Annotated in this window: 1 protein-coding gene; it reads left to right on the top strand. The window is 66.2% G+C overall.

Annotated elements, in window-relative coordinates; all coding sequences use genetic code 11:
• Nucleotides 1-287 (top strand): molybdopterin cofactor-binding domain-containing protein (locus EN824_RS34715; RefSeq protein ID WP_145972528.1); only part of this gene is annotated, 287 nt, incomplete at both ends.

Here is a 287-nt window from a genome sequence, read left to right as displayed (position 1 = left end):
CGCGACGACGACATGACCGCCACCGGCAAGCGGCACGATTTTCTCATCGACTACGAGGTCGGCTTCGACGACGACGGCAACATCCTCGGCGTCGACTTCATGTTCGCGGCGCGCTGCGGCTTTTCCTCGGACCTCTCCGGCCCGGTGACGGACCGCGCGCTGTTCCATTGCGACAACACCTATTTCTGGCCAGCGGTGCATGCGCAGTCGGCGCCGCTCTACACCAACACGGTGTCGAACACCGCCTTCCGCGGTTTCGGCGGGCCGCAGGGCATGGTCGGCGCCGA

Source organism: Mesorhizobium sp. M8A.F.Ca.ET.181.01.1.1 (genome assembly GCF_004792025.1).
Taxonomy (GTDB): domain Bacteria; phylum Pseudomonadota; class Alphaproteobacteria; order Rhizobiales; family Rhizobiaceae; genus Mesorhizobium.
This window is presented reverse-complemented; position numbering and strand designations above follow the sequence as displayed.